Raw genomic sequence first — 26,591 nt, 5'->3', positions numbered from 1 at the left:
CGTTGTTTTATTTTTTGCGGGTCAGATCAAGTGACAGGTGCAACAGGCAATAAAAAGCCCGCCATAAGCGGGCTGATATTATCCCTGCAGATGCTGCAGGCTAAGCTGGGTCAGATTGTCCAGCCGGACATCCGCCAGCGCCCAGCGGGGATCGGCACGGTGTTCAGCGGCGGGCACCACAATCGATCGCATACGCGCTGCTTTGGTGGCGATCATGCCGTTAAACGAATCTTCCAGCGTGACGCAGTTGAGCGGATCGATCGCAAGGCTGGCGGCGGCGTTGAGATAGACCTGGGGATGGGGCTTGCTGTAGGGCAGCGCTTCTGCTGAAGCCAGTACGTCGAAATAAGGGCGCAGATTGAAGATCTCCAGCACCTGTTCCAGCATCTTTAGCGGTGATGCTGAGGCAAGGCCGATTTTCAGCCCCTGTTCCCGGCACAGTTGCAGCGCCGTTTCCACGCCCGGCAGCAGTGGCCGCGTCTGATCCACCAGCGTCATGGCGCGCGTAATAATCCGCTCAGTGACCTCCTGCTGAGAGGGGCCATGCCAGGGCAGCGTTTCGTACCACATCCGTACAGTCTGATCGATGCGCAGACCCAGGGTATCGGGCATTTCACTGCGACGTGACAGGTCAACATCCAGCGTTGAAAAGATATCCAGCTCAGCCTGATCCCACAGAGGCTCAGAATCGATCAGTAAGCCATCCATATCAAACAGGGCGGCAAGGACAGGGCGGTGATAAGGCATCAGGGGGTCTCCTTTTAAAGTCAGCTTTACCTTAACATCATTCTTTGCTGGCGCACGCTCTGCCCGACAGGCCACGCTTTATTTGGGAAATTTCACCGTTGGCAGGTAAACTGACGGCAAATTGGATTCCGGGTTCAGGAGATATTATGACCTATCAACAGGCTGGCCGTATTGCCATCCTCAAGCGAGTGGCAGGCTGGGTGCTCTTTTTAGTGGCGCTGCTGTCGACCATTATTTCTGTATTGAGCTTTATGTTTAAGCATAGCGAAAAGCAGCCAGGCATTGATGCCGTCATGCTCGATTTCGTCCACGTCATCGTCGATATGCTGCGCTTTAACACGCCATTCCTGAATGTCTTCTGGCATAACTCGCCAGTACCGGAATTTAACGGTCAGATGAACCTGGGTTTCTGGCTGATCTACATTCTGATTTTTGTCGGGCTGGCGCTGGAGTCGTCAGGCGCGCGGATGGGACGTCAGGCGCGTCACGTCAAAGAAGGCATTGAGGATCAGATGATTCTGGAGCAGGCAAAAGGCAGTGAAGGGCGTAGCCGTCAGCAACTGGAAGAGAAGGTGCGCGTACCTCGCCACACCATCTTCCTGCAGATCTTCCCGCTCTATGTCCTGCCGGTGGTGATTGCGATAGCCGGTTATTTTGCGCTGTCGCTGCTGGGCTTTATCTGACCGCGAGCTTTGTCAGGCCGGTCTGGCCTGACTGGCGCCCAGCGCATCCTCATCCAGCAACTGGCCAATGGCGAACTGTGCATCGCCTGGCCAGTGCCCGCCAAAGACGTTAGCCCGGTTGAGCAGATAATAGAGCTGGTAGACCGGCAGACGCTGCGAAAAACCATCCGGTAGCGGCCACACCGATTGATAACCGTCGTAAATCTGGCGAGGCAGGTCAGGGTACCAGCTCAGCATGGCTAAATCGCACTCACGGTCGCCCCAGTAGCAGGCAGGGTCGAACAGCCAGGGGCCACTCTCACTGCTGGCGCAGTTAGCCGGCCAGAGATCGCCATGCAGCAGCGACGGCTGCGGATGATGTGACGCGAGCACCCGCTGCACGCAGGCAACGATCAGCTCTGTATCCCCGTACTGAATTCCCTTTTCTGCCGCCAGTTGCAGCTGCCAGCCAATGCGCTGTTCAGCAAAAAAAACCGACCAGCGGCGCAGCCAGCTGTTGGGTTGGGGCGTCGTGGTGATGTTATTGTCGAAATCGAGGCCGAACTGCGTCTGCTCGCTCCACTGATGCAGATGCGCCAGTTGCTGACCGAGCTGATATGCACTCTGCTCATCAAGCGGCTGTGGCCTGATATATTCCAGCAGCAGAAAGCTCTCCTCGCGATGATGACCCACACCATAGACTTTAGGCACCCGAACCGTGCCGGTGCGCGCCAGCAAATCCAGCTGGTCTGCTTCCCAGGTAAAGAGCGACAGCATATCGCGGCTGTTACTTTTGACGAAGACGTCGTGATCACCGTAGCGGATCTGCCAGGTGGGATGGATATCACCCCCCGCGAGGGCGTGACGTTGAGTGATTTCGGCGTTGCCTAACTGCTCGCTTAACAGACGACTAATGGCTGACCACATTGGGCTATCCTCGTTATTCGCTGCGTAAGTTCGATTGTATTGCGTAAATATTCACCAAAAACCGCGCAATTGCACCCTTTATTCTGGCGCTGAGGTGGCAGGGCGATGATCGGCAGCATCGCGCAGATACTCTTCGAAGGTCGTGACGGTCACCTCGGGTTCCTGGCCCAGCGCGCTTTCACCGGCCGCAGTGACCTGCCGCCGCAGCTCCTCAGCCTCCAGCGTGCTGACGATGCCATAGCTGTTCGTACCGAGTTCATGTGGATGGCCGTCGTCATCTGTCATCGTGGTCGTGAAACCTGCGGCGGTCATTGCGCTGGTCAGTTCCAGGATGTCACTTAAGCCCGACTCCTGATAGTGAAAGGTCACGATATAGCGGGTTAAGGTGTTGCTCATGAGGCACCTCCGGGGAAGGGAAACTGAACTGAGCGTAGACCATGGTGAAAAATCAGGCGAATTATGAAGGAGATGCTGCGTGTGTGACGTGATGCATAGCGTAAATTCGTGTCAGGAGCCAGCAGCATAACGTAAAAATCTTCTGCCGTTGCGTCTGGCTTTTCGTTTGGGCAGCACTATAATGCGCGACGTTAATAAGATGAGTCCCAATTAACAGGGGTTGTCAGGGCGATTCCAGGCATTTTGTGTAAGTTAATAATTTTTTACAAAACTTACCGTAAATTGCATTGAATGCCCGGCAAAACGCTTCAGACTCTCCGTTTTTTAAACAGTCGCACGGATCACATTTAATGAAAGCCTATAACAAGCTGTCTGCTGTTCTTTTGCTCTCCGCCGGAGCTTTTTGTCACCAGGCAATGGCCGATAACGCCGTATTTACGTCAATGGATGACCCTTCAACAGCTAAAAAGCCGTTTGAAGGTTCTGCTGCTGCGGGATATCTGGCGCAAACCGGTAACACCACCAGTTCATCAATGACGGCTCAGACCAATATGACCTGGTATCAGTCATCTATGGCTTACAGCTTGTGGGGTAACGCAGCCAACACCTCGTCAAACGATGAGCGCTCTTCTGAAACTTACAACATCGGTGGTCGTTCACGTTACAACCTCAACTCGTATGACTACCTGTTTGGACAGGCGAGCTGGTTAAGCGATCGTTTCAATGGTTACGATTCACGCGACGTGCTGACAGCCGGTTACGGTCGTCAGATTCTGAATGGACCGGTGCACTCGCTGCGTGCGGAATTGGGTCCGGGTGTACGTTATGACGATTATCATGCGGGTGGTCATCAGACCAAAGCGCTGGGCTATGGCGCAGTCAGCTATCAGTGGCAGCTGACCGACACCACTAAATTTATTCAGGGCGTGTCAGTGCTGAGCAGCTTTGGAGAAGACACCACGGTGAACTCCGAAACCGGTCTGCAGGTGGCGATCAACAGCCACTTCGCGCTGAAGCTGGCTTACAACGTCAGCTGGAACAACAATCCGGCGGAATCTGCGCCTGATCGCACCGATACCAAAACCTCAATCATGCTCTCTTACGCTATGTAAGCGCATTTTTGCAGCAGCATTCACAGCGGCCTGACAGTGTGTCAGGCCGCTTTTTTTTGATTTCTCCAGGGCTTAGCGAAAAAGGCATGGGTTTTTCTCGCTGGGGAAAACTGCTATCATCGGCCCCGCACTGAAATCCTGGCGACATTCCGACAATGTGGGTCTGATATCACGCCGGGTCACTAATTTTACATTACGTTGCATGTAGGCTTTCGTGTGGCTTACCACTGCAAATAAGGATATGAAATGCCTGTAATTACGCTTCCTGATGGCAGCCAGCGCGTGTTTGACCGCCCTGTCAGTGTGATGGATATTGCGCTGGACATCGGTCCTGGTCTGGCGAAAGCCTGTATCGCTGGCCGTGTTAACGGTGAACTGGTTGATGCTGTTGATCCCATCACTGAAGATGCCGCCGTAGCGATCATTACCGCTAAAGATGAAGCGGGTCTGGAAATCATCCGTCACTCCTGTGCGCACCTGTTAGGGCATGCGATTAAACAGCTGTGGCCGGATACCAAAATGGCGATTGGCCCGGTCATCGATAACGGCTTCTATTATGATGTCGACATCGATCGTACCCTGACCCAGGAAGATATCGACCTGCTGGAAAAACGCATGCATCAGTTGGCTGAAACCAACTACGATGTGGTGAAGAAGAAGGTCAGCTGGCAGGAAGCTCGCGACGTCTTTGCGGCGCGCGGCGAAATTTACAAGACCACCATTCTTGATGAAAACATCAGCCATGACGATAAGCCTGGCCTGTATCATCACGAAGAATATGTCGACATGTGCCGCGGTCCGCACGTGCCGAACATGCGGTTCTGCCATCATTTTAAACTGCAGAAGATCTCCGGTGCCTACTGGCGCGGCGACAGCAACAACAAAATGCTGCAGCGTATTTATGGCACCGCATGGGCAGACAAAAAGCAGCTGGCAGCCTATCTGCAGCGTCTGGAAGAGGCGGCGAAGCGTGACCATCGTAAGATTGGTAAGCAGCTGGATCTCTACCACATGCAGGAAGAAGCACCAGGCATGGTCTTCTGGCATAATGACGGCTGGACCATCTTCCGCGAACTGGAAGTGTTTGTCCGCAGCAAGTTAAAAGAGTACCAGTACCAGGAAGTTAAAGGTCCATTCATGATGGATCGCGTCCTGTGGGAAAAAACCGGGCACTGGGAAAACTATAAAGAAGCAATGTTCACCACCTCATCTGAGAACCGTGAATATTGCATCAAACCGATGAACTGTCCTGGGCATGTTCAGATCTTTAATCAGGGTCTGAAATCCTACCGTGACCTGCCGCTGCGTATGGCAGAGTTCGGCAGCTGTCACCGTAATGAACCCTCAGGCGCACTGCACGGCCTGATGCGTGTTCGTGGCTTTACCCAGGATGATGCACACGTCTTCTGTACTGAAGAGCAGGTGCGTGACGAAGTGAACAGCTGTATCCGCATGGTTTATGACATGTACAGCACCTTCGGTTTTGAAAAGATTGTGGTGAAGTTATCCACCCGTCCTGAGAAGCGCATCGGTACGGATGAGATGTGGGATCGTGCCGAGGAAGATCTGGCTGCGGCGCTGAACGAAAACAATATTGAGTTTGAGTTCCAGCCAGGCGAAGGCGCGTTCTACGGTCCTAAAATTGAGTTTACTTTGTACGATTGTCTTGATCGCGCCTGGCAGTGCGGAACAGTTCAGCTAGACTTCTCCCTGCCAAAACGCCTTGAAGCAACCTACGTGGGTGAAAACAATGATCGTCAGACGCCAGTGATGATTCACCGTGCGATTCTGGGGTCAATGGAGCGTTTCATCGGTATTCTGACCGAAGAATTCGCCGGTTTCTTCCCAACCTGGCTGGCACCGCTGCAAGTCGTGGTAATGAATATTACCGACGGACAAGCAGAATATGTTGAGTCTTTGACGCGTAAGCTGCAGAATGCTGGCATTCGTGTGAAGGCAGACTTGAGAAATGAGAAGATAGGCTTTAAAATCCGCGAGCACACATTACGTCGCGTCCCTTATATGTTGGTCTGCGGTGATAAAGAGGTGGAATCTGGCAAAGTTGCCGTTCGCACCCGCCGTGGTAAAGACCTTGGGTCGATGGATGTCGATGTGTTTGTTGAGAAACTTCAACAAGAGATTCGCAGCCGAAATCTTCAACAATTGGAGGAATAAAGTATTAAAGGCGGAAAACGAGTACTACCGACGCGTCCGAACAAAATCAACAGTGAAATCCGCGCAACTGAAGTGCGCTTAACAGGCATGGATGGCGAGCCGATTGGCATTGTCACATTACGCGAAGCTTTGGAAAAAGCCGAGGAAGCGGGCGGCGACTTAGTCGAAATCAGCCCGAATGCCGAACCGCCGGTCTGCCGCATCATGGATTACGGCAAGTTCCTCTATGAAAAAAGCAAATCTTCTAAGGAACAGAAGAAGAAGCAAAAAGTTATTCAGGTTAAGGAAATCAAATTCCGTCCTGGAACCGATGATGGCGACTATCAGGTCAAACTACGCAACCTGATTCGCTTTCTGGAAGAAGGCGATAAAGCCAAAATCACGCTGCGTTTCCGCGGTCGTGAGATGGCGCACCAGCAGATCGGTATGGAAGTGCTTAACCGTGTCCGTAAAGACCTGTGTGAAGATCTGGATTTGGCCATTGTCGAATCCTTCCCTTCGAAGATCGAAGGCCGCCAGATGATCATGGTGCTCGCTCCTAAGAAGAAACAGTAGGCTTTCAAGTAACACTAACCGCGCAGCGTTCGCGCTGTGCGGTTAACTGTTCGCCTGTCTGGGTCATGTTATTAACAATGCGAAGTGGATATTTTTAAAATGCCAAAGATTAAAACTGTACGTGGTGCGGCTAAGCGCTTCCGCAAGACCGCTTCTGGCGGCTTCAAGCGTAAACACGCAAACCTGCGTCATATTCTGACCAAAAAATCTACTAAGCGTAAACGTCACCTGCGCCCTAAAGGCATGGTGTCAAAAGGCGATCTGGGTCTGGTAATTGCCTGCCTGCCGTACGCATAAGTAATTTTTTCATTAAATCAGAATATTAAACAGGAGAGCTAAATGGCTCGTGTAAAACGTGGTGTAGTTGCTCGCGCACGTCACAAAAAAATCTTAAAACAAGCTAAAGGCTATTACGGTGCACGTTCACGTGTTTACCGCGTTGCCTTCCAGGCTGTTATCAAAGCTGGTCAGTATGCTTACCGTGACCGTCGTCAACGTAAGCGTCAGTTCCGTCAGCTGTGGATCGCGCGTATCAACGCAGCGGCTCGTCAGAACGGCATGTCTTACAGCCGTTTCATCAATGGTCTGAAAAAAGCAGCCATTGAGATTGACCGTAAGATCCTGGCCGACATCGCGGTATTCGATAAAGTGGCATTCTCTGCACTGGTCGAAAAAGCGAAATCAGCCCTGGCGTAAGTCAGATGGAAAAGGGAGCTTGCTCCCTTTTTTATTGCCTGTAACTTACGCAAAAGATTGACATTTTCGTCGCTGAGCATTTCAATAGACTCCCTGTATCGCATGACAAGGTAACCGCAAGCATGAACGCTGCTATTTTCCGTTTCTTTTTTTACTTTAGCGCCTGACATCCAGGGGCTTTTGCGCATAAGAAAAGAAACGAAAAATCGCGCTAAAAGCCTCCCTCGTGGAGGCTTTTTTGTTTCTGGCGCTAGCATATTGGACCGGCAGGTCCCAACGAGAACTGACCAGCCTGACTGGAAAAAGAGGAAACTATGTCCCAACTCGCAGAACTGGTGGCCAGCGCCACGGCGGCCATCGACGGGGCGACGGATATCGCCGCCCTTGACGCGGTGCGCGTCGAATACCTGGGTAAGAAAGGACATCTGACACTGCAGATGACTACGTTACGCGAGCTGCCAGCCGAAGAGCGCCCGGCAGCGGGTGCGGTAATCAATGAAGCGAAGCAGCAGGTCACCGAGCGTCTGAATGCGCGCAAAGATGCCCTGGAAGCTGCGGTGCTGAATGCCCGTCTGGCTGAAGAGACCATTGATGTCTCTCTGCCTGGCCGTCGCATTGAGAATGGCGGCCTGCATCCGGTAACCCGCACCATGGATCGCATTGAGACCTTCTTTGGTGAGTTAGGCTTTGGCGTCGTAACCGGTCCAGAAATTGAAGATGATTACCATAACTTCGATGCGCTGAATATTCCTGCCCATCACCCGGCCCGTGCCGATCACGACACCTTCTGGTTTGACGCCACGCGCCTGCTGCGTACCCAGACGTCCGGCGTGCAGATCCGTACCATGAAGGCTCAGCAGCCGCCGATTCGCATTATTGCGCCGGGCCGCGTCTACCGTAACGATTACGATCAGACCCATACCCCGATGTTCCATCAGATGGAAGGGCTGATTGTGGATAAAAATATCAGCTTTACCAACCTGAAAGGCACGCTGCACGATTTCCTGAACAACTTCTTCGAAGAAGATCTGCAGATTCGTTTCCGTCCTTCCTATTTCCCGTTTACTGAGCCATCAGCAGAAGTAGACGTCATGGGTAAAAACGGCAAGTGGCTGGAAGTGCTGGGTTGCGGCATGGTTCACCCTAACGTGCTGCGTAATGTCGGCATCGATCCGGAAGTCTACTCCGGTTTCGCCTTTGGTATGGGCATGGAGCGTCTGACCATGTTGCGCTACGGCGTGACCGATCTGCGTGCCTTCTTTGAAAATGATTTACGTTTCCTCAAACAATTTAAGTAAGGGCAGGATATCCAATGAAATTCAGTGAACTCTGGTTACGCGAATGGGTAAATCCAGCCCTGGACAGCGCTGCGCTGTCTGAACAAATCACTATGGCCGGTCTGGAAGTCGACGGCGTTGATCCGGTTGCCGGTGCCTTCCACGGCGTCGTGGTCGGGGAAGTGGTGGAGTGCGGCCAGCACCCGAATGCAGACAAGCTGCGTGTGACCAAAATCAATGTGGGCGGCGATCGCCTGCTGGATATCGTTTGTGGCGCGCCGAACTGCCGTCAGGGACTGAAAGTCGCGGTCGCCACCGTCGGCGCCGTGCTGCCAGGTGATTTCAAAATCAAAGCGGCCAAACTGCGTGGCGAGCCGTCTGAAGGCATGCTCTGCTCTTTCTCCGAGCTGGGGATTTCCGACGACCACAACGGCATCATCGAACTGCCAGCCGATGCGCCGATTGGCACCGACATCCGCGCCTACCTGCAGCTTGATGACAACACCATCGAAATCAGCGTCACGCCTAACCGCGCTGACTGTCTGGGTCTTATCGGTATCGCCCGTGATGTCGCCGTCCTCAACGGTTTGCCACTGAACGTGCCGGAGATGCAGCCGGTCGCTGCGACGCTGAACGACACTTTCCCGATTCAGGTTGACGCGACAGAAGCCTGTCCACGCTATCTGGGCCGTGTAGTAAAAGGGATTAACGTAAAGGCGTCAACGCCATTGTGGATGAAAGAGAAGCTGCGTCGTTGTGGTATTCGTTCTATCGATCCGGTGGTGGATATCACTAACTACGTTCTGCTGGAGCTGGGTCAGCCGATGCACGCTTTCGATCTCGACCGCATCGACGGTGGTATCGTGGTGCGTATGGCGAAAGAGGGCGAAAAGCTGACGCTGCTGGATGGCACTGAAGCCAGCCTGCAGAGTGATACCTTAGTGATCGCCGATCATCAGAAAGCGCTGGCGATGGCTGGTATCTTTGGTGGCGAACATTCGGGCGTGAACGGCGAAACGCAGAATATCCTGTTCGAGTGCGCTTACTTTGATCCGCTCTCTATTACCGGCCGCGCCCGTCGTCATGGTCTGCATACCGACGCGTCACATCGCTACGAGCGTGGTGTTGACCCGGCGCTGCAACACACCGCACTGGAGCGTGCTACCCAGCTGCTGCTGTCAATCTGCGGCGGTGAAGCGGGCCCGATCATCGATCAGACTCATCAGGCAGCCCTGCCTGTGCCAGCGACGATCACGCTGCGTCGTGAAAAGCTGGACCGTCTGATTGGCCACGTGATCGCGGATGAGCAGGTGACTGACATTCTGACGCGTCTCGGCTGTGAAGTGACCGTGGGAGAAGGGCAGTGGCAGGCCGTCGCCCCGAGCTGGCGCTTCGATATGGCGATTGAAGAAGATCTGGTTGAAGAAGTGGCCCGTATTTATGGCTACAACAACATTCCGGATGTGCCGGTACAGGCGGGTCTGGTGATGACTCAGCATCGCGAAGCGAATCTGTCGCTGAAGCGCGCGAAAAACCTGCTGGTGGATAAGGGCTATCAGGAAGCGATTACCTATAGCTTCGTCGATCCGAAAATTCAGCAGCTGCTGCACCCGGGTGAAGAGGCGCTGTTGCTGCCGAGCCCAATCTCCAGCGATATGTCGACCATGCGTCTCTCACTCTGGACCGGCCTGCTCAGCGCGGTAGTCTACAACCAGAACCGTCAGCAGAGCCGCGTGCGCCTGTTTGAGAGCGGCTTACGCTTTGTGCCGGATACCCAGGCAGATTTGGGCATCCGTCAGGATCTTATGCTGGCTGGCGTCATCAGCGGTAACCGCGTTGAAGAGCACTGGGATCTGGCGCGTCAGACAGTTGACTTCTATGATTTGAAAGGCGATTTAGAATCGCTGCTCGATTTAACCGGCAAACTGGATGACATCAGCTTCCGTGCTGAAGCGAATCCGGCGTTGCATCCAGGACAGAGCGCGGCGATTTATTTGCATGATGAACATATCGGATTTATCGGCGTGGTTCATCCTGAGCTGGAACGTAAGCTTGATCTCAATGGCCGCACCTTAGTCTTTGAACTGCTTTGGAATAAGGTCGCAGACCGCGTCCTGCCTGACGCGCGCGAGATTTCTCGCTTCCCGGCGAACCGTCGTGATATTGCCGTTGTGGTGGCTGAAAACGTCCCCGCAGCAGATATCATCGCGGAGTGTAAGAAAGTTGGCGTAAATCAGGTAGTTGGCGTAAACTTGTTTGACGTGTACCGCGGTAAGGGCGTTTCTGAGGGCTACAAGAGCCTCGCAATCAGCCTGATTTTGCAGGATACCAGCCGGACACTCGAAGAAGAGGAGATTGCCGCGACCGTTGGCAAATGCGTTGCGGCATTAAAAGAGCGATTCCAGGCAACCTTGAGGGATTGAACCTATGGCGCTTACAAAAGCTGAGATGTCAGAGTACCTGTTTGAGAAACTCGGGCTGAGCAAACGCGATGCCAAAGAGTTAGTAGAGCTGTTTTTCGAAGAGGTACGTCGCGCTTTGGAGAATGGAGAACAGGTAAAACTGTCTGGGTTTGGTAATTTTGACCTGCGTGACAAAAACCAGCGTCCTGGCAGAAACCCGAAAACGGGTGAAGATATTCCGATTACTGCGCGTCGCGTAGTAACGTTCCGCCCAGGACAGAAGCTGAAAAGCCGCGTAGAGAACGCTACACCCAAAGAGACTGACTGAATTTCAGCGTTTCAAAAAGGCCGCGCAAGCGGCCTTTTTTCATGGTTTCAGTACGCAGTAATCCCGCTTCCCGCGCCCGTTAATCTCCCTGACGGCAAAGAGCAAACCGCCTCATCTGCCTTTCTTTTTTCTGCAATCCCTCTACAATCAAATCTCTTTTTTCTCAGCTAATCCCGCTTATGTCTCTGCTCGACCAGCTCGCGCGCCAGGCCGACCAGCGCGGCCAGAAATGGCTTATTGTGTTAGCACTTATGCTCTCTGCACTGCTCTGTCTCAGCCTGTGTGCTGGTGACAGCTGGATCGCGCCCTCAGACTGGTTCACGGAAAGCGGCAGGCTCTTTGTCTGGCAGTTGCGGCTGCCCCGCAGCCTGGCGGTGGTGCTGGTCGGTGCGTCGCTGGCGGTATGCGGTGTGGTGATGCAGGCGCTGTTTACAAATCCGCTGGCGGAGCCCGGCCTGCTCGGCGTCTCGAATGGTGCCGGTATTGGCCTGGTGCTTGGCGTGCTGCTGGGCAGCGGCTCGCTGTGGAGCCTTGGGCTGGCGGCGATGGCCGGTGCGCTGATTATTACGCTCATCCTGCTTCATTTTGCCCATCGTCAGCTCTCGGTCACCCGACTGTTGCTTACCGGCGTGGCGCTGGGGATTATCTGTAGTGCCATCATGACCTGGGCGGTCTACTTCAGCACCAGCCTCGATCTGCGTCAGTTGATGTACTGGATGATGGGGGGATTCAGCGGGATTGACTGGCGCTATGGCTGGATGATGCTGGCGCTGCTGCCGGTGATGCTGGCCCTGGGGGCGACCGGGCAGATTCTTAATCTGCTGGCGCTGGGCGAGACATCTGCCCGCCAGCTCGGACTGTCTCTCTTCTACTGGCGTAACCTGCTGGTGCTCGCCATGGGCTGGCTGGTCGGCATCAGCGTCGCGATGGCCGGTGCTATTGGCTTTGTCGGACTGGTGATCCCGCATCTGCTGCGTATGAGCGGCATCAGCGATCACCGTTATCTGCTGCCGGCATCGGCGCTGGCTGGCGCCGGTGTATTACTGGCAGCCGATATTGTGGCACGCCTGGCGCTGACGTCGGCGGAATTACCGATAGGCGTCGTGACGGCGACACTGGGCGCGCCGCTGTTTATTATTTTACTGGTGAAATCTTCACGCTAGCTTCGGCTGGCGACTCTGCATCCACAACAGCATCCACAACAGGAAACAGCATGAACATTTATCAAACTGAACTGGTTACGCTCGATGGGGAAAAAACCACGCTGTCACAATGGCAGGGCAAGGTACTGCTGGTGGTCAATGTTGCCTCGAAATGTGGTCTGACGCCGCAATATGAAGAGCTGGAGAACCTGCAGAAAGCCTGGCAGGATCAGGGCTTCAGCGTACTCGGTTTTCCCTGCAACCAGTTTCTGGAGCAGGAGCCGGGCAGCAGTGAGGAGATTAAAACCTTCTGCAGCACCACGTATGGCGTCACGTTCCCGATGTTTGCCAAAACCGAGGTGAATGGCGCAGGCCGTCATCCGCTCTATGCTCAGCTGATTGCGGCCCGACCTGACGCGGTGCGCCCGGAAGGCAGCGGCTTTTACGAGCGTATGGAGAGCAAAGGACGCGCGCCGAAAGAGCAGGGCGACATTCTGTGGAACTTCGAAAAATTCCTTATTGGCCGTGACGGCAGCGTGATCCAGCGTTTTGCACCTGACATGACGCCGGAAGATCCGATCATTCTGGAAACCATTAAGCAGGCGCTGGCAAAATAGATGCTGTTGCGCCTGCAACAGGCCGCCCTCCCCGGACGGCTGCTGCCACTGACCGGTGAGCTTGCCGCCGGTCAGCTGCTGCACGTGGCAGGCCCGAACGGTGCAGGCAAAAGCACCTTACTCAGTGTGATTGCGGGACTGCAACCCGCCTCCGGCACGGTGCTGCTGGACGAACAGCCGCTGAGTGACTGGAATGGCGCAGCGATGGCCCGGGTTCGCGGCTGGCTGCCTCAGCAGCAGGCACCGCTGAGTCAGATGCCGGTCTGGCACTATTTGCGTCTGCATCTGAAACAGGCGGCGGGGCAGACAGACGATCGCCTCAGCACGCTGCTGAAACGGCTTCAGCTGCAGGATAAGTTATCGCGTTCACTGACCCGGCTCTCCGGTGGTGAATGGCAGCGCGTCAGGCTGGCGGCGGTTTGTGTGCAGATTGATCCCCACATCAATCCACACGGGCGGCTGCTGATCCTTGATGAGCCCATGACCGCGCTGGATATCGCCCAGCAAAAAGCGGTGGACGATCTGATTGCCGACCTGTGCGCGGCGGGCATCAGCGTTATCGCCAGCAGTCACGACCTCAACCACAGCCTGCAACAGGCGGATCGGGTCTGGCTGATGGATAAGGGAGCGTTGATTGCGCAGGGTGAACCGGCTGAGGTTCTGACGCCGCAGCGCCTGACACCGATCTACCAGATTGCTTTCCGGCAGCTTGAACTTGAAGGACGCACGCTGCTGACCGTATTGCCCTGACACTTGCTACCCGGCGGGCTTTACCGCTACATTAAGCCGGTTGCAACTTCTGATAAGGACATTTGGCGATGCGCCTGGGTTTGCTGATTTTAGTTCTGCTGCTGACGGGATGCAGTCATCACGCTCCGCCGATTAATGGCCGTCTTTCCGATTCGATCACCGTGATTGCGGAACTGAACGATCAGCTCGGTAACTGGCGTGGGACGCCTTATCGCTATGGCGGCATGAGTCGTAACGGGGTTGACTGCTCCGGCTTTGTCTATCTGACTTTCCGCGATAAATTTGCGCTGCAACTGCCGCGCACCACCTCAGCTCAAAGCGATATCGGCACCCGAATCAGCAAAGATGAACTGCTACCAGGCGATCTGGTCTTCTTCAAAACCGGTCGCGGGGAGAATGGCCTGCATGTGGGCATTTATGACACCGATAACGCCTTTATTCATGCCTCAACCAGCCAGGGCGTCATCCGCTCCTCGCTCGACAATGTCTACTGGCGAAAAGTGTTCTGGCAGGCGCGTCGTATTTAAACGCAGGTCCGGGGAATCAGACTTAAGTCCAATTTTAAATAGAGTTAAAACAGAGAGTAAAAGGTTTATTTTAAATGACAGTTATTGAGCGTGGGTTTTAATAAACATAATAAACGCTTATTTAATTCCACTAATAACCGCTGTTTTATCGCTACTATTTGGCTTAAGGGTGATCGCCTGCTGCCAAACGGCAATGGAAGAGTAAAGAAGTTCGTCTCTTCAATGATTTGGCACTATTGCCTGCGCCTGACCATTACTATACGATATCCCCATCGCCGCATATTCTGGCATTAAAATGAAAATTCATCTTTCGGCCGACTATCAGTCGGAAATCTGGTTTTATCCTGTCTGTGATGTTAATGGGCGACTGACCGCTGTCGAGCTGGTCACGCAGTTTGTGCATGAAAGTGCCCCCATCACCCTGCCGCAGGATCTGTTGCTGCCGCAGCTCGATGAGTCGCAGCAGCTGCGCCTGCTGCAAAGTCAGATTGGATTGCTGGAGCAGAATCGCGGCTTTTTTGAAGCGCATTCCGTGTCAGCATTTATACGTATTGATGAAGGCATGGCCCGGACGCTGCTGGCCAGCGAATTAGTGATGCGCAAAATAAAGCAGTTGCCATTCATTCTGTTGAATATCACTGAAACGTTTCCGCAACTAAAACTGGGAAAAAATAATCCCCTGCTGGCAAGCCTGCATGCTGAGTTTAATTTAGCGATTTCTCATTTCGGCGCGGGTAAGACCCCCTCTAATGCGGTCTACGATAATTTATTCAGCTGTATCTGCCTGGACAAAGAGTTTATTCATTCGCTGGCAAAGCGCGCTTCATTCGTGCCATTTATTCAGAGCATTATAGATAATTTCCGCGCCCATTGTGACCGGCTCATTATTTGTGGCATTGATGACGACGTGCTGCTGGATAAAGTCAGCCAGCTGAGCGGTGCTGAGTTTCAGGGTGCGCTCTTCCCGGTGGTAAAATCTGACGCGCTGCGTTCGCTGATCTGCGCCGACGATCGTGTGCCATCCGCGCAGCATCCCGGCTGATACTTCCTGTTAATCCCCGCTATCAGCGTTACACTAGAGGACTAATCTTAAGTAACGCTGAGCATCGCATGGGAGAAACAATGTCCTCAGGCAAGGCCTCTTTTGACAACACCTGGTTCCGTGAACTTACCGGATGTTACACCGCGCTGAACCCCACGCCACTTGCAGGCGGACGCCTGCTGTATCATAACGCACCGCTTGCAGCCTCAATGGGGCTGGATAGCGCGCTCTTTGCCGATAAGGGTCATGCCGTCTGGCACGGTGCCGCACTGCTGCCCGGCATGCAGCCGCTGGCGCAGGTCTACAGCGGCCATCAGTTTGGCGTCTGGGCGGGCCAGCTTGGCGACGGGCGCGGCATTCTGCTGGGTGAGCAGCGTCTGGAGGATGGCAGCAAGCTGGACTGGCATCTCAAGGGCGCAGGCCTGACGCCTTATTCCCGCATGGGGGATGGTCGTGCCGTGATCCGTTCCAGCGTGCGTGAGTTTCTCGCCTCGGAAGCGCTGCATCATCTGGGCATTCCCACCACGCGTGCGCTGACCCTGTCGATAGGTGATGAGCCGGTCTACCGCGAAACAACAGAGCGTGGCGCGATGCTGATGCGCATTTCACCGAGTCATCTGCGTTTCGGTCATTTCGAGCATTTCTTTTACAGCCAGCAGCAGGAGAAAGTGCAGCAACTGGCCGACTATGCCATTCGCCATCACTGGCCGCATCTGGACGCTGAAGCAGACCGCTATCAACAGTGGTTTACCGATATTGTGTTACGCACTGCGCGTCTGATTGCGCTGTGGCAGAGCGTGGGCTTTGCTCATGGAGTGATGAACACGGACAACATGTCGATTCTGGGTCTGACCATCGACTATGGCCCCTTTGGTTTTCTGGATGATTATCAGCCCGACTTTATCTGTAATCACAGCGACTATCAGGGGCGCTACAGCTTTGAAAATCAGCCAATGATCGGTATGTGGAATCTTAACCGGCTGGCACATGCGCTGTCGGGTCTGCTGACCACCGAGCAGTTGCGGACGGCACTGAGCGCCTACGAACCTGAACTGATGCGGGTCTGGGGCGAACGGATGCGGGCGAAACTCGGTCTGCTGACGCAGCAGAGCAGCGATAATGAGATTCTGACCGATCTGCTGGCACTGATGACGCAGGAGCATAGCGATTACACCCTGACGTTCCGCCTGCTTAGTGAGACGCAACAGGCTGACAGCCGTTCACCGCTGCGGGATGAGTTTATCGATCGTGAGGCGTTTGATAGCTGGTATCAGCGCTACCGCAGCCGTCTGATGGATGAGCAGGTCAGCGATGCAGAACGTCAGGCCGTGATGAAGGCGGCCAATCCGGCGGTGATTCTGCGCAACTATCTGGCTCAGCAGGCGATTGAAGAGGCGGAGCGGGGAGAGCAGGGGGCGCTGGCACGTCTGCATCAGGCGTTACAGCAACCCTTTAGCGATCAGACAGCCGCTGAATATCGTCAGCGGCCGCCAGACTGGGGCAAAACCCTGGAAGTGAGCTGCTCCAGCTGATGCAGACTCAGAGGCGGTGAGAAACCGCCTCGGCCAGCAGGGCGAGCACCTTTTCGCTCTCCTGCCAGCCGAGGCAGGGATCGGTAATCGACTTGCCATAGACCAGCGGTTCGCCGCTGACGACTTTCTGATTGCCCTCTTCCAGGAAGCTTTCAATCATCACACCAGCAACGGCCTGCGATCCCGCTTTAATCTGTTCTGCCACCTCTGCCGCGACATCCATCTGACGACGATGCTGCTTCAGGCAGTTACCGTGACTGAAGTCGATCACCAGTTGCTGTGGCAGATTAAATGCCGACAGACTTTCGGCTGCGGCGGCGACATCGCTGGCATGATAGTTAGGCTGTTTGCCGCCACGCAGGATCACATGACCATGCGGGTTGCCGCTGGTCTGATAGATAGTCATCTGGCCCAGCTTATCGGGCGAAAGGAACATGTGGCTGGCGCGCGCGGCGCGAATCGCATCCACGGCAATCTGTACGTTACCATCGGTGCCGTTTTTAAAGCCGACCGGGCAGGAGAGGGCCGATGCCATTTCGCGGTGGATCTGGCTTTCGGTGGTGCGTGCGCCAATCGCGCCCCAGCTAATCAGATCGGCAATAAACTGGCCGATCACCATATCCAGGAATTCCGTGGCGGTAGGCAGGCCCAGCGCGTTGATATCAATCAGCAGCTGGCGGGCGATGCCTATGCCGCGGTTCACATCGTAGCTCCCATCCAGATCCGGATCGGAGATTAAGCCTTTCCAGCCCACTACGGTGCGCGGCTTTTCAAAGTAGGCACGCATCACAATCTCCAGCCGATCTTCATAGCGGCGGCGTAACGCGTTCAGACGCTCAGCATATTCCAGCGCCGCTTTCGGGTCGTGCAGCGAGCAGGGGCCAATCACCACCAGCAGGCGGGGATCTTCACCAGTCAGAATACGGGCAATACGTTTACGGGCAGCGGTGACATTGTCGGCAATTGCCGGAGAGACAGGATGCTCGGCCGCCAGGCTGGCGGGGGTAATCAGACTACCAATGCGTGCGGTACGCAGTTCGTCGGTTTTGTTCATGGGTTTCTCGAAAACGGTTCTTCGCAGCGGTGAAATACCGGGAAGTGATGGTGGTCACAATAAACCATTAGTCTGCGAATTCAACCCGGAATTTAATAATGAAATCAAAAGCGACGGCAGCGCCGCTTTACAGTTCAGCGCCGGTTACCCATCAGTACATGCGGCGAGTCAGGCCCATAATGTCGAGAATTTTGGTCGCAATCTCCTCCACGGAGTAGTTGGTGCTGTTGAGATAGCGGATCTGATGAGTGCGAAACAGCGCTTCCACTTCGCCCACCTCCAGCCGGCACTGACGCATCGAGGCGTAACGGGTATTTTCCGCCCGCTCCTGACGTATCGCAGCCAGCCGTTCCGGGTCGATGGTCAGCCCGAACAGTTTATTCTGATGCGCGCGCAGCGCGGGCGGGAGTTTAAGGTTATCCATATCGTCGGCAATGAATGGATAGTTGGCGGCGCGAATACCAAACTGCATTGCCAGATAGAGGCTGGTGGGGGTTTTGCCACAGCGCGAGACGCCTAACAGAATCACCTGCGCATCTTCCAGCCCGCGCAGCGAGATGCCGTCATCATGCGCCAGGGTGTAATCGATGGCCGCGATACGTGCGTCATATTTACCCAGGTTACTGGCATCCAGTCCATGGGTACGGTGTGCCACCGGCGCGGGCGATAACCCCAGCTCCTGCTGAAGCGGGGCGACCAGCGCCTGGACGATATCCTGACAAAAGCCGTCACTCTGTACGATGATGTCGCGCACTTCCGGCGTCACGATGGAGAAAAAGACCAGCGGCCGGACACCGCTCTGCTGATAGAGCGCGTTAATCTGGGCTTTAACCGCCAGCGCCCGCTGAACATTTTCCACAAACGGCAGCGTCAGGCTGGTGATATTGACCGGAAACTGCGACAGCACCGCATGACCCAGCACCTCAGCCGTAATGGCCGTACCATCGGAGATATAAAAAACGCTTCTGTCAGTTGTCATAACGAAATCAGCCTCAGACAAGAGTGAGCATTCAGCATGGGCCATGCGATTAAATAAATCATCTCTGATTTTAATTTCTGGAATGTCTGTCCGGATTATTTGTCTGTCGTTTCATCATGATACTAAAAATGAAAGGGTGGCTCGTTGAGCCAGCATTCTTTTTAATCCGTCGTTAAGCCGCAAGTAGCCACGCAGTTGTTGCGCAACAAAACAGAATGCTTAAGTGGCTGAAAATCTGCCATTTCCTGTGGCATCAATCATTTAGAGAAAAAAGGCGACTTTGCGCAACAGCAAAATAAAGCGCTCACAATTCCGAAACTGTGGCTGAAATTCTGCTTTAACGATTCAACAGATCGTTATTGAGAGGGTGATATGCCAGGCTGAAAACAGATTACTCCCTGTGTCCATTCATTGATAATTGATAAAGGATAAGCTCAATGTCCAGTAAAGGCGAACAGCCACTCGTGCTCTGGTATAACCAGCTTGGCATGCATGATGTTGACCGGGTGGGGGGCAAAAATGCCTCTCTGGGTGAAATGATTACTAATCTGTCGTCGCTGGGCGTTTCCGTGCCCAACGGTTTCGCGACCACATCCTACGCCTTTAACCTGTTCCTCGATCAAAGCGGGCTGAATCAGCGCATTTATGCGCTGCTGGATGAGACCGATATTGATGACGTTGATGCGCTGGCAAAAGCGGGTAAGCAGATTCGTCAGTGGGTCGTGGAGACACCGTTCCTGCCCGAGCTGGAGTCCGCCATTCTGGACGCCTATAAGCAGCTTTCTGCTGATGATGATGCCGCGTCGTTTGCCGTGCGCTCCTCTGCAACCGCAGAAGATATGCCTGATGCCTCTTTTGCCGGCCAGCAGGAAACCTTCCTGAATGTACAGGGCATCGACGCCGTCATGGTGGCGGTAAAGCATGTCTTCGCCTCGCTGTTTAATGACCGCGCTATCTCCTACCGTGTGCATCAGGGCTATGACCATCGTGGCGTTGCGCTCTCTGCGGGAATACAGCGCATGGTGCGTTCAGACCTGGCCGCCTCGGGTGTGATGTTCACCATTGATACCGAGTCCGGCTTTGATCAGGTGGTCTTTATCACCGCTGCACTGGGGCTGGGGGAAATGGTGGTGCAGGGTGCCGTTAACCCGGATGAGTTCTATGTGCACAAGCCAACCCTGGCAGCCGATCGTCCGTCGATTGTGCGCCGCAATATGGGCTCGAAAAAGGTTCGCATGGTCTATGCCGATTCACAGGCGCATGGCGAGCAGGTGCGGATCGAAGATGTGCCTGAGGCCGAACGCGACCGTTTCTGCCTGAGCGATGAGGAAGTGCAGGCGCTGGCGAAGCAGGCGGTGCTGATTGAACAGCATTATCAGCGCCCGATGGATATTGAGTGGGCCAAAGATGGGCACACCGGCAAACTGTTTATTGTTCAGGCGCGCCCTGAAACCGTACGCTCAAATGGTCAGGTAATGGAGCGTTACACGCTGCAGGGGCAGGGCAGCGTCGTCGTGGAAGGTCGTGCTATCGGTCATCGTATTGGCGCAGGCGTGGTGAAGGTCATCCACGATATCAGCGAAATGAATCGCATTGAAAAAGGCGATGTGCTGGTGACCGACATGACCGACCCGGACTGGGAACCGATCATGAAAAAAGCATCAGCGATTGTGACTAACCGTGGCGGACGGACCTGTCATGCTGCGATCATCGCGCGTGAGCTGGGCATTCCGGCAGTGGTGGGCTGTGGTGACGCCACCGACCGGCTGAAAGAGGGGCATAACGTCACGGTCTCATGTGCCGAAGGTGATACCGGCTACGTTTATGATCAACTGCTCGACTTCGACGTCACCAGTTCGCAGGTCGATTCACTGCCTGAACTGCCGCTGAAGATCATGATGAACGTGGGCAACCCCGATCGCGCCTTTGATTTCGCCTGTCTGCCTAACGAAGGCGTGGGTCTGGCGCGGCTGGAATTTATCATTAACCGTATGATCGGCGTCCACCCTAAAGCGCTGCTGGAGTTTGACCAACAGACGCCGGAGCTGCAGCAGCAGATCCGTAAAATGATGAAAGGATTTGATGATCCGGTGGAGTTTTACATCGCTCGCCTGACTGAAGGAATTGCCACGCTTGGCGCCGCTTTTGCGCCGAAACGCGTAATTGTCCGACTTTCTGACTTTAAAACCAATGAATATGCCAACCTGGTGGGTGGAGAACGCTACGAGCCGGAAGAGGAAAACCCGATGCTGGGATTCCGGGGTGCGGGTCGCTATGTCGCTGACAGCTTCCGGGACTGCTTTGCGCTGGAGTGCGAAGCGGTGAAACGTGTTCGCAACGAGATGGGCCTGACAAACGTCGAGATTATGGTTCCGTTTGTGCGCACCGTTGAGCAGGCGAAGGCTGTGGTGGAAGAGCTGGGGCGTCAGGGACTGAAGCGCGGCGAGAACGGGCTGAAGATCATTATGATGTGCGAGATCCCATCCAATGCCCTGCTGGCGGATCAGTTCCTGGAGCACTTCGATGGCTTCTCTATTGGCTCAAACGACATGACTCAGCTGACGCTGGGGCTGGACCGCGACTCTGGCGTCGTCTCCGCGCTGTTTGACGAGCGTAACGAGGCCGTGAAGATGCTGCTTTCAATGGCGATAAGGGCGGCGAAGCAGAAGGGGAAATATGTCGGAATCTGCGGGCAGGGACCGTCAGACCATCAGGATTTCGCCGCATGGCTGATGGAAGAGGGCATCGACAGTCTGTCACTGAACCCGGACACGGTGGTGGAGACCTGGGTGAGTCTGGCGCAGTTAAATAAAACAGCCTGATACGGGTTGTTAGCACTCTTCAGGGCCCGCTATGCGGGCCTTTTCTGTTTATATCTGGTCAGATTCAGGCAAAAAAAAAGCCCATCACAGGGGATGGGCAAAGACTACACACAGCAATTCTTTACTCTACTCAGGGGAATGAGATTGTCTGAAAATCATCAGGTTGATTTCGAACATAGGAAACATGTTATTCATACGGCTGGCTGTCGTCTTTAAGAATCCTCTTATTAGTTTAAAGCCAATAATCTTTTGTGACCTTTACTTCGCCATTTGGCTTAAGAAACAGTGCAGAAAGTAATCTTTTTTGGCCCGAAAAGGTCACTTTCAGGCCAAAGGTGGCTTTTTTCTTAAAAATCGCTAATGGAAAACAGAATTTATCTGATCTGAGAGAAGGGGTGCGGTTAATCATCATTAACCGCACTAATCAATGCTTATGGGGGGTAGCGGCGCAGCGGGTTATTGCATCCCATCATACAGCAGGCGGGGTATCATCGTGATCCGCCAGGGCATCAGCCACGGCCAGTTGATCACTATCCGGGGCAGGCGCTTCATGAACCCAGACGGAAACCAGACGGTAGGAGACCGCCAGAACCACTGGCCCAATAAACAGACCAATCATCCCGAATGCAAACAGTCCACCAATAACACCAGAAAGAATCAGGATCATTGGCAGATCGGCACCCATGCGGATCAGCATCGGGCGCAGCACGTTATCCATCGTGCCGACCACACAGCTCCAGACCAGCAGCACCGTTCCCCATGTCGTATCTCCGCTCCAGTAGAGGTAGATAATGGCGGGAACCAGCACCAGTAGCGGGCCGAGCTGTACCAGACAGCAGAGGATCATCAGTACCGTCAACAGCGTGGCGTAAGGAATGCCGGAGATCGCCAGACCGATACCGCCCAGCACGCCCTGCACCAGCGCCGTCACCACTACGCCAAGCGCCACGGCACGAATGGACTGCGCCGCCAGCAGTACGGCGGCATCACCGCGCCGTCCCGCCATGCGGAAAGCAAAGTGACGAATGCCCTGGGCAGCCTGTTCGCCACGCCAGTAGAGCAGCACGCTGAACAGTAACATCACGCCCAGATGGATCATAAAGCGTCCGAAATGACCGGCCTGCGCGACGAAAAAACCGGTGGTACGGCCGATATAGGGCTGTATTTTCGCCATGACGCCGGCACCGCCGCTTGCTACCAGTGTGTCATAACTGACATAAAGCTTTTTGCCGACCATCGGTACATCGTTGAGCCATAACAGTCGCGGCATCATATGCCCCTGGGTAACCCAGGCAATCACCGGCGCGCTGTTATCAATCAGGCTGCTGACCAGCAGGGCGATAGGGATAATAAACAGCAGCAGCAGAAGCAGTGTCATCACGATCACCGCCAGGGAACGGCGTCCCCATAACAGTCGCTGGAATTTCAGCATCAATGGCCAGGTGGCAATCACCACCATGCTGGCCCAGGCAAAGCCCAGAATAAACGGCTGCACGACCCATAAACAGGCGACAATCAGCAGCAGAATGAACATCAGGGTGAAGAGTATTTGCGGTAAATCCATATCCCGGTACTGGCTTTTCATCATTGACTCATAACCTCGTCTTAATCCTTCATTTTCAGGCATTCGGATGCCGGTTTTTATCATGATCTATTTGCTGAGGATTAAACAGAGTCGCGGAGAAAGGTTTTTGCCTTTTCTGAAAAAAGGGCAGGCGCAGGAAAAATATGATAAAACGAGAAATCGCTAATCTATAAACGCAAACGTTTACAACACCTTCGGTCAGACAATCATGATCCCACAGATTTCGCAGGCACCGGGCCTCGTTCAACTGGTGCTGACGTTCCTTGAGTCGTTGAAAGAGCAGGGTTTTACCGGTGACATGGCAACCAGCTATGCCGACCGTCTCTCACTCTCCACCGATAACAGCATCTATCAATTGCTGCCCGACGCGGCGCTCTTTCCGCGCTCGACTGCGGATGTTGCGCTGCTCGCCCGCGTGGCCGGAGAAGCGCGCTTTGCCAGTCTGATATTTACCCCGCGCGGCGGCGGTACCGGCACCAACGGTCAGTCGCTGAATCAGGGGATTGTGGTGGATATGTCGCGCTACATGAACCGTATCCTGGAGATCAATACGGATGAGGGGTGGGTGCGGGTTGAAGCGGGGGTGATCAAAGATCAGCTTAACGTCTGGCTGAAGCCATTCGGCTTTTTCTTCTCGCCGGAGTTATCCACCAGTAACCGTGCCACGCTGGGCGGCATGATTAATACCGATGCGTCCGGCCAGGGCTCACTGGTCTATGGCAAAACCTCGGACCATGTGCTGGGCCTGCGCGCCGTGCTGCTGGGCGGCGATATCCTTGATACGCGGCCAATGGCCACCGCGCTGGCTGAAACCCTGGCGCAGACGGCGACGCCCGAAGGCCGGCTCTATCAGCAGGTGCTGACGCGCTGCCGCGAGCATCGTGCGCTGATTCTGGAAAAGTTTCCAAAGCTGAATCGGTTCCTGACCGGATATGACCTGCGCCATGTCTTCAGCGACGATATGCAAACCTTTGACCTGACGCGCCTGCTGTGCGGCGCAGAGGGCACGCTGGCCTTTGTCACGGAAGCGCGGCTTGATATCACGCCGCTGCCTAAAGTGCGCCGACTGGTGAATATCAAATATGACTCCTTTGACTCCGCCCTGCGCAATGCGCCTTTTATGGTGGAAGCGCAGGCGCTCTCGGTAGAGACCGTTGACTCTAAGGTGCTGAACCTGGCGCGTGAAGACATTGTCTGGCACTCGGTGCGCGAATTGATCGCCGATGTACCCGACAAAGAGATGCTGGGTCTGAATATTGTTGAGTTTGCCGGTGACAACGCCGCGCTGATCGATCAGCAGATTGAACAGCTTTGTGGCCGCCTTGACGCACTGATGGCGCAGCAGCAGGGCGGCGTGATTGGCTATCAGTTCTGTAACGACCTGGATGGCATTGAACGCATCTATAACATGCGTAAAAAAGCGGTGGGTCTGTTGGGAAATGCCAAAGGCCGGGCTAAACCGATTCCCTTTGTGGAAGATACCGCGGTCCCACCGGAAAAACTGGCGGACTACATCGTCGAGTTTCGCGCGCTGCTCGACAGCCACGGGCTGAGCTACGGCATGTTTGGTCATGTTGATGCAGGTGTACTGCATGTGCGTCCGGCGCTGGATATGTGCGATCCGCAGCAGGAGATGATGATGAAACAGATCTCCGACGAAGTCGTGGCGCTGACAGCGCGCTACGGCGGTCTGCTGTGGGGTGAACATGGCAAAGGATTTCGAGCCCAGTACAGTCCGGCATTCTTCGGTGAGACGCTGTTTAACGAATTGCGCCGCATCAAAGCGGCCTTTGATCCGCTCAATCGCCTGAATCCGGGCAAGATCTGTACGCCATTTAACAGTAATGATGAAATGATGCAGGTCGATGCGGTGAAGCGCGGAACCTATGATCGTCAGATCCCGTTAACGGTCCGGGATGAATGGCGTGGCGCGATGGAGTGTAACGGCAACGGGTTGTGTTTTAACTTTGATGCCCGCAGCCCGATGTGTCCCTCCATGAAGATCACCCGCAACCGCATTCACTCGCCCAAAGGGCGGGCAACACTGACGCGGGAGTGGCTGCGGCTGCTGGCCGGGCAGGGCGTCGATCCGCTCACCCTGGAAAAGCAGCTGCCCGAAAATCGGCTGTCGCTTCGCACTCTGATTGCCCGTACCCGCAATAGCTGGCACGCCAGCAAAGGGGAGTATGACTTCTCGCACGAGGTGAAAGAGGCGATGTCGGGCTGTCTGGCCTGCAAAGCCTGCTCCACCCAATGTCCGATTAAAATTGACGTGCCCGCTTTCCGCTCGCGCTTCTTACAGCTCTACCATACCCGTTATCTGCGTCCGGTCAGCGATCACCTGGTGGCTGCAGTGGAGGGCTACGCGCCGCTGATGGCAAAAGCACCGAAAGTGTTTAACTTCTTCCTGCGCCAGCCGTGGCTGAAAGAGATAAGTAAAACCCATATCGGTATGGTCGATCTGCCTCTGCTTTCGGCCCCAAATCTGAAACAGCAGCTCAGTGGTCATCCCGCCATGAACATGACGCTGGAGCAGCTGGAAGGGCTGTCAGCCGCTGAACGCGCAAACTGTGTGCTGGTGGTGCAGGATCCTTTTACCAGCTTCTATGAGGCGCAGCTTGTTAACGATTTTGTCAGGCTGATTGAGAAACTGGGCTACCGGCCCGTGCTCCTGCCATTCTCGCCAAATGGCAAAGCGCAACATGTGAAAGGTTTCCTGCAACGTTTCGCCCGCACGGCGTCCCGCACCGCCGATTTCCTGAATCGGGTGGCAAAACTGGGGTTGCCCATGGTCGGTGTCGATCCGGCCACGGTGCTCTGCTATCGCGATGAGTATCGTCAGACGCTGGGCGAATCACGCGGCGACTTTAACGTCCTGCTGGTACATGAGTGGTTAGAGCGTGCACTGGCAGAGCGTGACGTGCAGGCCACGGGCGGAGAATCCTGGTATCTGTTTGCACACTGCACCGAGGTGACCGCGCTGCCCTCCACCCCGAATCAGTGGCAGGCGATCTTCTCCCGTTTTGGCGCGAAGCTGGAGAACATCAATGTTGGCTGCTGCGGTATGGCAGGCACCTACGGTCACGAAAGTAAAAACCTCGAAAACTCGCTGGGGATCTACGCGCTCTCCTGGCATCCCCATCTTCAGCGCCTGCCACGCCAGCGCTGCCTGGCCACTGGCTATTCGTGCCGCAGTCAGGTCAAGCGTGTAGAGGGCAACGGAATGCGTCATCCACTTCAGGCATTGTTAGAGCTAATGTAAAA

24 protein-coding genes, 1 other RNA gene and 1 other annotated feature are annotated in these 26,591 nt (G+C 54.7%); of the genes, 18 read left to right on the top strand and 7 right to left on the bottom strand.

All coding sequences use genetic code 11. The annotated features are described in order from the left end of the window. Positions 1–78: 78 nt before the first annotated feature. Positions 79–747: a hexitol phosphatase HxpB gene (gene hxpB, locus ACXKZD_RS11025; protein WP_157351989.1), complete on the bottom strand. Its 669-nt coding sequence runs from the start codon at positions 745–747 to the stop codon at positions 79–81. A 146-nt stretch (positions 748–893) separates the two neighbouring features. On the opposite strand from hxpB, the gene ACXKZD_RS11020 reads away from it, so the two are divergent. Beyond that, a complete protein-coding gene (locus ACXKZD_RS11020; RefSeq protein ID WP_010245694.1) occupies positions 894–1,430 on the top strand; it encodes a YniB family protein in 537 nt (178 codons plus the stop codon). A gap of 12 nt (positions 1,431–1,442) precedes the next feature. On the opposite strand, the gene ACXKZD_RS11015 is transcribed toward ACXKZD_RS11020, so the two are convergent. Together ACXKZD_RS11015 and ghoS are read right to left on the bottom strand one after the other, a co-directional pair. Next, positions 1,443–2,336 carry a fructosamine kinase family protein gene (locus ACXKZD_RS11015; protein ID WP_010670024.1) on the bottom strand — a complete coding sequence of 298 codons (894 nt, stop codon included), beginning with the start codon at positions 2,334–2,336 and terminating at the stop codon, positions 1,443–1,445. 78 nt (positions 2,337–2,414) lie between these two features. Next, positions 2,415–2,732: a type V toxin-antitoxin system endoribonuclease antitoxin GhoS gene (gene ghoS, locus ACXKZD_RS11010; protein WP_033757474.1), complete on the bottom strand. Its 318-nt coding sequence runs from the start codon at positions 2,730–2,732 to the stop codon at positions 2,415–2,417. Between the two features lie 350 nt (positions 2,733–3,082). On the opposite strand from ghoS, the gene ACXKZD_RS11005 reads away from it, so the two are divergent. The 15 genes from ACXKZD_RS11005 (at position 3,083) to ACXKZD_RS10935 (ending at position 16,887) form a co-directional block, all read left to right on the top strand. After that, on the top strand, positions 3,083–3,844 hold the full coding sequence (locus ACXKZD_RS11005) for a DUF481 domain-containing protein (protein ID WP_010245689.1): 762 nt from the start codon (positions 3,083–3,085) through the stop codon (positions 3,842–3,844). A 246-nt stretch (positions 3,845–4,090) separates the two neighbouring features. Continuing rightward, positions 4,091–6,019 (top strand): threonine--tRNA ligase, encoded by a 1,929-nt coding sequence (gene thrS, locus ACXKZD_RS11000; protein ID WP_010245687.1) that lies wholly within the window; start codon positions 4,091–4,093, stop codon positions 6,017–6,019. A gap of 3 nt (positions 6,020–6,022) precedes the next feature. Next, positions 6,023–6,574 (top strand): translation initiation factor IF-3, encoded by a 552-nt coding sequence (gene infC, locus ACXKZD_RS10995; RefSeq protein ID WP_029519030.1) that lies wholly within the window; start codon positions 6,023–6,025, stop codon positions 6,572–6,574. A 99-nt stretch (positions 6,575–6,673) separates the two neighbouring features. Then, positions 6,674–6,871: a 50S ribosomal protein L35 gene (gene rpmI / locus ACXKZD_RS10990; protein ID WP_010245683.1), complete on the top strand. Its 198-nt coding sequence runs from the start codon at positions 6,674–6,676 to the stop codon at positions 6,869–6,871. A 42-nt stretch (positions 6,872–6,913) separates the two neighbouring features. Next, positions 6,914–7,270 carry a 50S ribosomal protein L20 gene (gene rplT / locus ACXKZD_RS10985; RefSeq protein WP_003853267.1) on the top strand — a complete coding sequence of 119 codons (357 nt, stop codon included), beginning with the start codon at positions 6,914–6,916 and terminating at the stop codon, positions 7,268–7,270. 117 nt (positions 7,271–7,387) lie between these two features. Continuing rightward, positions 7,388–7,513: a sequence feature (Phe leader region), on the top strand. Further along, a complete protein-coding gene (pheM, locus tag ACXKZD_RS10980; RefSeq protein ID WP_106120997.1) occupies positions 7,393–7,437 on the top strand; it encodes a pheST operon leader peptide PheM in 45 nt (14 codons plus the stop codon). It overlaps the preceding feature by 45 nt. A gap of 71 nt (positions 7,514–7,584) precedes the next feature. Continuing rightward, positions 7,585–8,568, top strand: coding sequence for a phenylalanine--tRNA ligase subunit alpha (pheS, locus tag ACXKZD_RS10975; RefSeq protein ID WP_010245680.1), 984 nt, complete (start codon positions 7,585–7,587; stop codon positions 8,566–8,568). Between the two features lie 14 nt (positions 8,569–8,582). Beyond that, positions 8,583–10,970, top strand: a complete 2,388-nt coding sequence (gene pheT / locus ACXKZD_RS10970) for a phenylalanine--tRNA ligase subunit beta (RefSeq protein WP_022625753.1) — start codon at positions 8,583–8,585, stop codon at positions 10,968–10,970. A 4-nt stretch (positions 10,971–10,974) separates the two neighbouring features. Continuing rightward, positions 10,975–11,277, top strand: a complete 303-nt coding sequence (gene ihfA, locus ACXKZD_RS10965) for an integration host factor subunit alpha (RefSeq protein WP_003853259.1) — start codon at positions 10,975–10,977, stop codon at positions 11,275–11,277. Positions 11,278–11,456: 179 nt separating this feature from the next. Next, positions 11,457–12,440, top strand: coding sequence for a vitamin B12 ABC transporter permease BtuC (gene btuC / locus ACXKZD_RS10960; RefSeq protein ID WP_010670028.1), 984 nt, complete (start codon positions 11,457–11,459; stop codon positions 12,438–12,440). Positions 12,441–12,490: 50 nt separating this feature from the next. Then, positions 12,491–13,036, top strand: a complete 546-nt coding sequence (locus ACXKZD_RS10955) for a glutathione peroxidase (RefSeq protein ID WP_010670029.1) — start codon at positions 12,491–12,493, stop codon at positions 13,034–13,036. Beyond that, complete coding sequence (gene btuD / locus ACXKZD_RS10950) at positions 13,037–13,786, top strand: vitamin B12 ABC transporter ATP-binding protein BtuD (protein ID WP_488981600.1); 750 nt, start codon at positions 13,037–13,039, stop codon at positions 13,784–13,786. Between the two features lie 68 nt (positions 13,787–13,854). Then, on the top strand, positions 13,855–14,313 hold the full coding sequence (locus ACXKZD_RS10945) for a C40 family peptidase (RefSeq protein WP_010245666.1): 459 nt from the start codon (positions 13,855–13,857) through the stop codon (positions 14,311–14,313). Between the two features lie 295 nt (positions 14,314–14,608). Continuing rightward, positions 14,609–15,355, top strand: a complete 747-nt coding sequence (locus tag ACXKZD_RS10940; RefSeq protein ID WP_010670031.1) for an EAL domain-containing protein — start codon at positions 14,609–14,611, stop codon at positions 15,353–15,355. 80 nt (positions 15,356–15,435) lie between these two features. After that, on the top strand, positions 15,436–16,887 hold the full coding sequence (locus ACXKZD_RS10935) for a protein adenylyltransferase SelO (RefSeq protein WP_010245658.1): 1,452 nt from the start codon (positions 15,436–15,438) through the stop codon (positions 16,885–16,887). Between the two features lie 7 nt (positions 16,888–16,894). Here the strand turns inward: ACXKZD_RS10935 and ACXKZD_RS10930 are convergent, their stop codons facing one another. Both ACXKZD_RS10930 and ppsR read right to left on the bottom strand, forming a co-directional pair. Next, positions 16,895–17,941, bottom strand: coding sequence for a 3-deoxy-7-phosphoheptulonate synthase (locus tag ACXKZD_RS10930; protein ID WP_010670032.1), 1,047 nt, complete (start codon positions 17,939–17,941; stop codon positions 16,895–16,897). A gap of 151 nt (positions 17,942–18,092) precedes the next feature. Then, on the bottom strand, positions 18,093–18,920 hold the full coding sequence (gene ppsR, locus ACXKZD_RS10925) for a posphoenolpyruvate synthetase regulatory kinase/phosphorylase PpsR (protein WP_010245652.1): 828 nt from the start codon (positions 18,918–18,920) through the stop codon (positions 18,093–18,095). Between the two features lie 437 nt (positions 18,921–19,357). Between ppsR and ppsA the strand changes: the two genes are divergently transcribed. Then, positions 19,358–21,742: a phosphoenolpyruvate synthase gene (ppsA, locus tag ACXKZD_RS10920; RefSeq protein WP_010245649.1), complete on the top strand. Its 2,385-nt coding sequence runs from the start codon at positions 19,358–19,360 to the stop codon at positions 21,740–21,742. A gap of 69 nt (positions 21,743–21,811) precedes the next feature. Here the strand turns inward: ppsA and rprA are convergent. Both rprA and ydiK read right to left on the bottom strand, forming a co-directional pair. Next, positions 21,812–21,919: antisense sRNA RprA (rprA, locus tag ACXKZD_RS10915), an RNA gene on the bottom strand. 292 nt (positions 21,920–22,211) lie between these two features. Beyond that, positions 22,212–23,330 carry an AI-2E family transporter YdiK gene (gene ydiK, locus ACXKZD_RS10910; RefSeq protein WP_010670033.1) on the bottom strand — a complete coding sequence of 373 codons (1,119 nt, stop codon included), beginning with the start codon at positions 23,328–23,330 and terminating at the stop codon, positions 22,212–22,214. 205 nt (positions 23,331–23,535) lie between these two features. Here ydiK and ydiJ point away from each other — a divergent pair, with 205 nt between their 5' ends. Beyond that, positions 23,536–26,589, top strand: a complete 3,054-nt coding sequence (gene ydiJ, locus ACXKZD_RS10905; protein ID WP_488981599.1) for a D-2-hydroxyglutarate dehydrogenase YdiJ — start codon at positions 23,536–23,538, stop codon at positions 26,587–26,589. The last annotated feature ends 2 nt before the right edge of the window (positions 26,590–26,591 follow it).

The organism is Pantoea sp. ABR1s (assembly GCF_057812235.1).
This window is presented reverse-complemented; position numbering and strand designations above follow the sequence as displayed.